We start from the raw sequence: 7,743 nt of genomic DNA, 5'->3' as shown, positions 1-7,743 counted from the left end.
TATGTATTTTGTTTGATTCGACATATTATGTCGAATTATAGCAGATGCTTCATGTGATAATTGTTACAATATCTTTTTACTATTAAATATGTCAATACATTTTTTAACTTTTTAAGTAAATTTATTAAGTTGTATGTACAACTTTATTGTTATAGCGGTTTGTGATCGACAATTTTAGACATAAAATTACAATAAAAATGGCTTGTTCTTAAAAACAGGAACAAGCCGAAGAAATCATTTCATTATCATGAATTTTCTTTTTAATAAATAACATGAAGCTTTTTATCATAAGCATTACCCAAAAGGGTCTCTACGTAAGCAGAGGGTGTAAATCCCGACATTTTCACAAACTCTTTTATAAAATGGGACTGATCATAATACCCCGATATCAGTGCCGTATCTGCGCTATTTGCGCAGTGAATGGTTTCTACCAGCCTGCTGACTGATTTCTGAAAGCGGATAAACCGGATCAGGTTTTTGGGATTCATACCAAAATCCTCATGGATTTTCTGATTTAGATATCGTTCCGAATAGCCAGTATAGCTACTCAATTCCGAGAGTTTCAGGCTTCCGTCTGAATTCAGGATCTGTTGGTGAATTACGTACTTTAAACTATGTTTATCTTCCGGATGGTTAAAATAATGCTTCATATAAAAGTCAAGAAATACTTCAGTTTTTTTATGAAAGGACAAGGCTTCGTGAATACGTTCCAGTAAAGCCTCTCTCTCTCCTGCATTGGTTATAATGTCCTCCAGGCTGATCTCATTATTCACCAGTTCACTAAGCTTTACATTACCGGTAACAGGGTTCACACCCGGCAGAAAGCGGACTCCAAAATACTGGCAGTTTAACTCCGTTTTCGTTATTCCCTTTTCCAGAAAGGTACCGGCTGCCTTGGCTTTCATTACCCCATTTTTTTCCCAGAACAGCATATCAATACAGGCATCTGGAATCACTCCCATATGGTCTGATTCAGCGGTAAACTGATAAAAATGAGAAAGGTTATATTTCATAAGACATTTCTTGGAATAGTCAGTCGTTGCCAGCACAAACTCGGGCTGCCTGGGACTCAGCGTTACAGCTTCTTCTTTTTTCCAGCCATTACTCATATTGCCTGCTCCTTTCTGTTTTATCCTGATTTATAGGGAAAAATAAATTCCTGTAAAAACACAAAAGACACAAAGGGTTCAGAACGCCTTTGTGTCTTTTGAAGCATTTTATCATCTTCTCTTTTCAAGGTCAAGAAAAATTCTCATTTACGTTCTGTCAGTTCTTTCCTTTTGACTTCCGATTTTTACAATACCCGTATACCGGAAACAGTTAGAATGACAAAAAAGACAGCGAGGTCTTATGATTCCACATCATAAGACTTTTTTTATGGAAGGAGGTTCATTCCGTGAAACGTATCAACTTTTCCTCCGGTGCTCCGTTAGAAGAACTGGTGGGGTACTCCAGAATGGTAAAAATCGGAGAACATATTTATATCGGCGGAACTACCGCCGTCCTGCCTGACGGAACCGTACATGGAGAAACAGCACTGGAACAGGCCGATTATATCTTCAGGAAATTTATTGACTTATTAAAAGAAGCAAAAGCAAGCGCCAGTGATGTGATAAAAATTAAGGCTTATGTAACTGATATGAGTTATGCAAAGGAAGTGGGAGAAGCTTACTCTTGTTATTTCAAAGAAGTCCGTCCTTTATTTACCATGGTGGAGACACCGAAACTCAACCGCCCGTCTCAAATGGTTGAAATTGAATTGGAAGCATTTATAACTGATGAAAATTAAGAAAGCAGAGGAAAAACATATGGCATATCCTGAGGTTGATTTTATTTATCTGAATGAAGAAGACATGGTAAAGGCAGGGGTTACAGATATGAAAGGCTGTGTAGAGGCCATGGAAGAAATGTTCCGGCTTTTGAAAGCAGGAGATTTCCGAATGGGCGGTTCCAATGCCAATTCACATGGTATTATGATGACATTCCCGGAGACATCTCCTTTTCCAAATATGCCGACAGACGGACCTGACAGACGGTTTATGGCAATGCCGGCTTACCTTGGAGGCAAGTTTGATATGGCAGGCATGAAATGGTACGGCTCCAATACGGAAAATCGAAAAAAGGGACTTCCCAGATCCATTCTCATGCTGACACTTAACGATAAAGATACGGGTGCACCGCTTGCTTATATGTCCGCCAATATTTTAAGTGCTTTCCGCACAGGAGCAGTACCCGGGGTTGGAATCAAATATTTTTCAAGAGAAGATTCCAAAGTGGTAGGTATCATCGGACCAGGCGTTATGAGCAAAACTGCCTTTGATGCCGCAATGGCAGTAAGAGATCAGATTGAAACGGTGAAAATCAAGGGAAGAAGCCAGAAATCAGTGGACGGCTTCATCCAGTATGTCAGGGAGAAATATCCCCAGATCAAAGAGCTGATTGTAGTGGATACGGATGAAGAAGCAGTCCGGGATGCGGATATAGTAAGTATTGCTACTTCAAGCCCAACCGGAGATCCTTCCCTGTATCCTTACATCAAAGAAGAATGGATCAAACCAGGTGCCATCCTCTGCTGTCCGGCAGCCGCCAGATTTGACGATGATTTTATCTTAAACCGGGCAAGAAATGTAGCGGACAACATTCAGCTATACGAAGCCTGGGCGGAAGAACTGCCCTATCCTTCCTACAATTCCGTTCCCATACCCGCAGTTCACTGCATGGATTTAATAAAGGACGGAGTCATGAAAGCAGACCAGGTGGATGATCTTGGGGATATGCTCACCGGAAAGGTTCCTGTTCATAGAAAAGAGAATGAAATCGTTATTTATTCCGTTGGCGGAATGCCAATAGAGGATGTGGCATGGGGAACCATTGTTTACAGAAATGCCCTTAAAAACGGGATCGGGACCAGGCTGAACCTATGGAAAGAACCCTACCTCGCTTAAAAAATTCTGGAACAGGAGCTGACAAAATGAGAATAGAAGAACACCCCATACTGGGAAAACCGGAAGAGAGAAAAGTCATTCCATTTACATACGACGGTACACCGCTTACCGGCTATGAAGGGGAACCGATTGCTATGGCTCTGGAAGCTGCAGGCATAATGATTCACCGATATACAAAAAAATACCACAGGCCAAGAGGGGTTTTCTGCGCAATCGGCCGCTGTACGGACTGTGTTATGGTTGTAGACGGAATTCCCAATGTCAGAACCTGCATCACTCCTTTAAAAGAAGGTATGGTGATACAAACCCAGTACGGGGTATCGGCACAGGAGGAATAAATATGAATCGATATGACTTGATTATTATAGGAGCCGGACCTGCGGGATTATCTGCCGCCATCAGTGCCGCTGAAAACGGACTGTCCGTGATTGTTTTCGATGAAAATTCCAAACCTGGCGGACAGCTTTTTAAACAGATTCATAAATTCTTCGGTTCAAAAGAACATAAGGCAAAGATCCGGGGATTTCGGATCGGAGAAGAATTATTAAAAGAAGCAGAAGCATTAAAGGTGACGGTTGTATTAAATGCAATTGTTACCGGGCTTTATCAGGATAAGGAAATAACCGTTAAAATCGGAGAAGAGATCTGCCACTATAAAGGGGATGCCGTGATTGTAGCTACAGGAGCCACAGAAAATATGGTTCCATTTGAAGGCTGGACACTTCCGGGCGTCATCGGAGCCGGTGCTTCCCAGACCATGATGAATTTACATCACATAAAGCCGGGCAACCGGGTTCTGATGCTTGGAACCGGAAACGTAGGGCTGGTGGTCAGCTTCCAGCTGCTTCAGGCCGGCTGTCAGGTTGCCGCACTCGTGGATGCGGCTCCGAAAATAGGGGGATATGGTGTTCATGCAGCCAAAGTCGCCAGATGCAGCGTTCCCTTTTATCTCTCCCATACCATAATTAAGGCGGAGGGCAAGGATCGTGTCAGGGGGGTTGTAATCGGAGAGGTGGACTCTTCCTTTCAGCTGATCCCCGGAACAGAAAAGCACTTTGATGTAGACACCATCTGTCTTGCTGTGGGTTTATCTCCCATGTCACAGCTTCTTCATATGGCAGGCTGCAAGATGCAGGATACTCCGCTGGGATATGTCCCTGTTATTGATGAAAGCGGTGCCACCAGCATACCTGGTATTTATGCAGCAGGCGACGTCTCTGGTATTGAAGAGGCCAGTTCTGCCATGATAGAGGGACGGATTGCAGGAACAAAAGCTGCGGAATATCTGGGTTTTCTTTCAGAGGAATCAGCGAAAGAAACAACAGCTGAATTAGAACTGGCATTAGACCTGTTAAGAAAAGGCATGTTCGCACCGGAGAACCGGGGAAAGAAGATCACCCTGACTGACGAAGGAATACCGGTTTCAGTCAGCCTTTTAACAAAAGGATATTTAGATGAAGATGAATTGGACCGCTTTCCTGGAATGGCAAAAAGAAAAGGTATACACCCCGTGATGGAATGCACCCAGAACATTCCCTGCAATCCCTGTCAGGACGCATGTCCCAGAAAATGCATTAAAATCGGGGAAACCATAACATCTCTCCCGGTCATTGATGAAGAAAATACATGCAGCGGCTGCGGAATGTGCGTTGCTTCCTGCTCCGGGCAGGCAATCTTTCTCCTAAACGAGGAATACGAACCGGGGTACGCTTCCATTACTCTTCCCTACGAATTCCTTCCGCTTCCGGCGAAAGGAGATACAGGGACCGCTCTTGACCGAAGTGGAAAAGAAGTATGTCAGGCGGAGATTATTGAAGTAAAAACTTTAAAAGCCTTTGATCATACCAGCTTACTGACTATGAAGGTTCCTGTTGGTATGGCATCAAAAACCAGATTTTATAAAAGCGGGGGGTGCTCCCATGAATAAGCGAAACAATCGTTTTACAGAGATCGGACCATTCATTCCCCAGCCGGATGATGATATGATTATTTGCCGCTGTGAAGAAGTGACAAAGGGAGAAATCAGAAAAGCCGTACACGAAGGAATGTTTACTCTGACGGAAATACGGAGGTTTTTGAGGGCAGGAATGGGACTTTGCCAGGGACAGACCTGCTCCAGACTGGTAAAATCCATTGTGGCAAAAGAACTGGGACTTACCCCGGGTGACATAGAGCCAGCCGTATCCCGTGCTCCCATGCGCCCCATAGAAATGAAGATTTTAGGCAATGACAGAAAGGAGGTATGATGGAATGGGAAACTGTGCTGATGTGATTATCATAGGCAGCGGAATAATAGGAAATGCAACCGCTTACTATCTTGCAAAGAAGGGCTGTTCTGTCATTGTCCTGGAGAAAAGTGACCACATAGGAGGCGGAGGTTCTTCCAGAAACGGCGGCGGCGTCCGCCAGTCAGGCCGGGACAAGCGGGAACTTCCCCTGGCAATGTACGGAGCTTCCAGCCTTTGGCCTCACCTTTCCGAAGAGCTTGGAATGGATGTGGAGTATTATCAGAAAGGTAACTTACGCCTTGGAAAAACTGAGGATCATCTGAAAATATTAAACGGTCTTACGGAGCGGGCAAGTGCCCAGGGTCTGGGAGTCACCATGATTGACGGGAAAGAAGCAAAGGATATCTGTCCATATCTTTCCGATGAAGTAATAGGGGCAAGCTGGTGTCCCACAGATGGTCACGCAAACCCTATGCTTACAACCCTTGCTTATTACAGAAAGGCCAGGCACCTGGGTGTTCATTTTATTACCGGGGAAGAAGTTACTGAGATAAAAAAATACAGAGGAAAAGCAAGGCAGGTTATTACAGACAGCGGGGTGTATGAAGGAGAGACCATCATACTGGCAGCTGGATTCGAAAGCCGCAAAATTGCTGCTACGGTAGGAGTTGATATTCCTATGACCCAGGCACTCTTAGAGGTTCTGGTCACAGAAGCCCAGCCTCCCATGTTCTACCAGATGCTTGGTACCGCAATGGCTGATTTCTATGGACACCAAAGCACCCACGGTTCTTTTGTTTTTGGTGGTTCCTCCGGATTTGAGGATTTTAATAAGAACAATGGAACTCCTGTAACCAACAGCCAGACTGCCTCCTGCATCTGCCGGGGCATTATGAAATATTTTCCCTGTCTTTCCAATGCAAAAATCGTAAGAACGTGGGCGGGTTTCATCGATGTCTGCGCCGATCACATCCCTGTAATCAGCCATGTGGAGGAAGTTCCCGGACTGATACTTGCCTGTGCATTTACCGGACATGGCTTCGGAATTTCCCCTGCAGTAGGAACCATTTTATCTCAGATGGCTACAGGAGAAGAACCTGTTTTAAGCATAAAAGATTTCCGGTATGACCGGTTTCATACAAAGATCTGACACAATGGCAAAGACGTCTTTTTAAAGATGTCTTTGTTTTTTTACTTTATTTACCGCATAAAAGGAGGAGCTATATGAACACTAAAAAAATGGGACTTGGAAGTGCAGTTTCCGTATGTGTTGGATTAATTGTGGCAACCAGCTGCCTGTTGTCTCTTGGACTTGGTACCGGGCTTGCCGGAAAAGGCTTTATCGCCGCCATGTTCATTGTTGTTATTTTAAATATTCTTCTTGCACTTTCCTTTCGTGAGCTTCACGATTTAATGCCGGAAGCAGAAGGAGGCCTGGGGCAGTATACACTCGCCGGGCTGGGACCTGTTCCTTCTATTGTCTCCAATCTTTCTGCCTATGTAATCACCAATATGCTGGCCGGGTCCGTAGAGCTGGCCATGTGCGGACTGGTAATTCAGGAAACCTTTTTAAAAGGAGTTCCTGTACTGGTAATCAGTCTGTCCCTTCTTGCGTTCTTAACAGTTGTCAATTACCTGGGCGTGGATATCTTTGCTAAAATACAGAACTTAACAGTCATTGCGCTGATTGGTTCTCTGATTCTTCTTGGAGTTGTCAGTACTTTAAAATTAGGAGTCGGAACACCTCTTGCTCCGGGTACTCAGACGCCTCCTGTTGTGACGGGATTTTCAGGAATCCTCTCTCTCACCGCTTTGGCATTCTGGATGTTTATTGGAATTGAATTTGTTATTCCGGTTTCTAAAGACTTAAAAAATCCCAGGCGGGATGTTCCTCTGTCCATGATCCTTGGTATATGCCTTCTGTTTCTTGTTCAGAGTTTATTAAGCACTGGCATGAGAAACTACGTTTCACTGGAAGAGCTTCGTACCAGCAGCATGCCTCACATTCTCTTTGCAGAACGGGTTATGGGAAAAGCGGGCAGCTACTGGATGGGACTTATTACCATACTGGCAGGAATCAGCACCATCAACACAGTACTGGGCAGCGTGGCCAGGATTTTATGCGGTATGGCAGATGCTGGTTTAATGCCATCTCATTTTAGTAAAAAAAATAAAAGAGGAACTCCAACGCCAGGCCTTTTCCTTATGACAGGTGTTATCTCTTTTATTCTGGTGAGCGGCATCGCAAACTCGTCCGGTTTAACCAACTTCCTGCTTGCAGCCTCCTGTTTCTGGCTCACTTCCTACATTCTGGTTAACCTTACCGTCCTGATGCTGCGCAGACGGTATCCCAACGCTGCGGGCAGGGATAAAAGGTTTACTTTATGGGGTATTCCCCAGATTATCTGTATTATAGGAGATATATACATGATCTGGAATATTGCAGAAGGCGATGCCAGAATATTTATTTATAAGATTTATCTTGCGTTACTTATTATTACTTTACTTTTTGCATTCTGCTGGGTAAAGATTATTAAAAAGGCAGACGCTTTTGAACTGACCCCCATAAG

Annotated in this window: 8 protein-coding genes; 7 read left to right on the top strand and 1 reads right to left on the bottom strand. The window is 44.2% G+C overall.

Annotated features, from left to right (window positions below; all coding sequences use genetic code 11):
* Positions 1-260 precede the first annotated feature (260 nt).
* Positions 261-1,109, bottom strand: coding sequence for a helix-turn-helix domain-containing protein (locus tag DS742_RS24725; protein WP_117419600.1), 849 nt, complete (start codon positions 1,107-1,109; stop codon positions 261-263).
* Between the two features lie 287 nt (positions 1,110-1,396).
* Between DS742_RS24725 and DS742_RS24720 the strand changes: the two genes are divergently transcribed.
* The 7 genes from DS742_RS24720 to DS742_RS24690 form a co-directional block, all read left to right on the top strand.
* Positions 1,397-1,789 (top strand): Rid family hydrolase, encoded by a 393-nt coding sequence (locus DS742_RS24720; RefSeq protein WP_117419599.1) that lies wholly within the window; start codon positions 1,397-1,399, stop codon positions 1,787-1,789.
* Entirely contained in the window at positions 1,779-2,945 is a 1,167-nt protein-coding gene (locus tag DS742_RS24715; protein ID WP_346065648.1) for an ornithine cyclodeaminase family protein, read from the top strand. Before DS742_RS24720 ends, DS742_RS24715 begins: the two co-directional genes overlap by 11 nt.
* A gap of 26 nt (positions 2,946-2,971) precedes the next feature.
* The gene (locus tag DS742_RS24710; RefSeq protein WP_117419598.1) at positions 2,972-3,283 is read left to right on the top strand and encodes a (2Fe-2S)-binding protein; all 312 of its coding nucleotides are present in this window, start codon (positions 2,972-2,974) and stop codon (positions 3,281-3,283) included.
* 2 nt (positions 3,284-3,285) lie between these two features.
* On the top strand, positions 3,286-4,872 hold the full coding sequence (locus tag DS742_RS24705) for an FAD-dependent oxidoreductase (protein WP_117419597.1): 1,587 nt from the start codon (positions 3,286-3,288) through the stop codon (positions 4,870-4,872).
* Positions 4,865-5,191: a (2Fe-2S)-binding protein gene (locus DS742_RS24700; RefSeq protein WP_117419596.1), complete on the top strand. Its 327-nt coding sequence runs from the start codon at positions 4,865-4,867 to the stop codon at positions 5,189-5,191. Before DS742_RS24705 ends, DS742_RS24700 begins: the two co-directional genes overlap by 8 nt.
* 4 nt (positions 5,192-5,195) lie before the next feature.
* Positions 5,196-6,323, top strand: a complete 1,128-nt coding sequence (locus tag DS742_RS24695) for an NAD(P)/FAD-dependent oxidoreductase (RefSeq protein WP_117419595.1) — start codon at positions 5,196-5,198, stop codon at positions 6,321-6,323.
* 74 nt (positions 6,324-6,397) lie between these two features.
* Positions 6,398-7,743: APC family permease (locus DS742_RS24690; RefSeq protein WP_147325868.1), on the top strand; the 1,346-nt coding region annotated here is incomplete at its 3' end.

Source organism: Lacrimispora amygdalina (assembly GCF_003432035.1).
Lineage (GTDB): Bacteria > Bacillota > Clostridia > Lachnospirales > Lachnospiraceae > Lacrimispora > Lacrimispora amygdalina.
This window is presented reverse-complemented; position numbering and strand designations above follow the sequence as displayed.

Bases quoted from the DNA above. Each gene is read 5' to 3' on its own strand.
- DS742_RS24715 (WP_346065648.1), top strand. From the start codon at position 1,779: ATGAAAATTAAGAAAGCAGAGGAAAAACATATGGCATATCCTGAGGTT.
- DS742_RS24710 (WP_117419598.1), top strand. From the start codon at position 2,972: ATGAGAATAGAAGAACACCCCATACTGGGAAAACCGGAAGAGAGAAAA.
- DS742_RS24705 (WP_117419597.1), top strand. From the start codon at position 3,286: ATGAATCGATATGACTTGATTATTATAGGAGCCGGACCTGCGGGATTA.
- DS742_RS24695 (WP_117419595.1), top strand. From the start codon at position 5,196: ATGGGAAACTGTGCTGATGTGATTATCATAGGCAGCGGAATAATAGGA.
- DS742_RS24700 (WP_117419596.1), top strand. From the start codon at position 4,865: ATGAATAAGCGAAACAATCGTTTTACAGAGATCGGACCATTCATTCCC.
- DS742_RS24725 (WP_117419600.1), bottom strand. From the start codon at position 1,109: ATGAGTAATGGCTGGAAAAAAGAAGAAGCTGTAACGCTGAGTCCCAGG.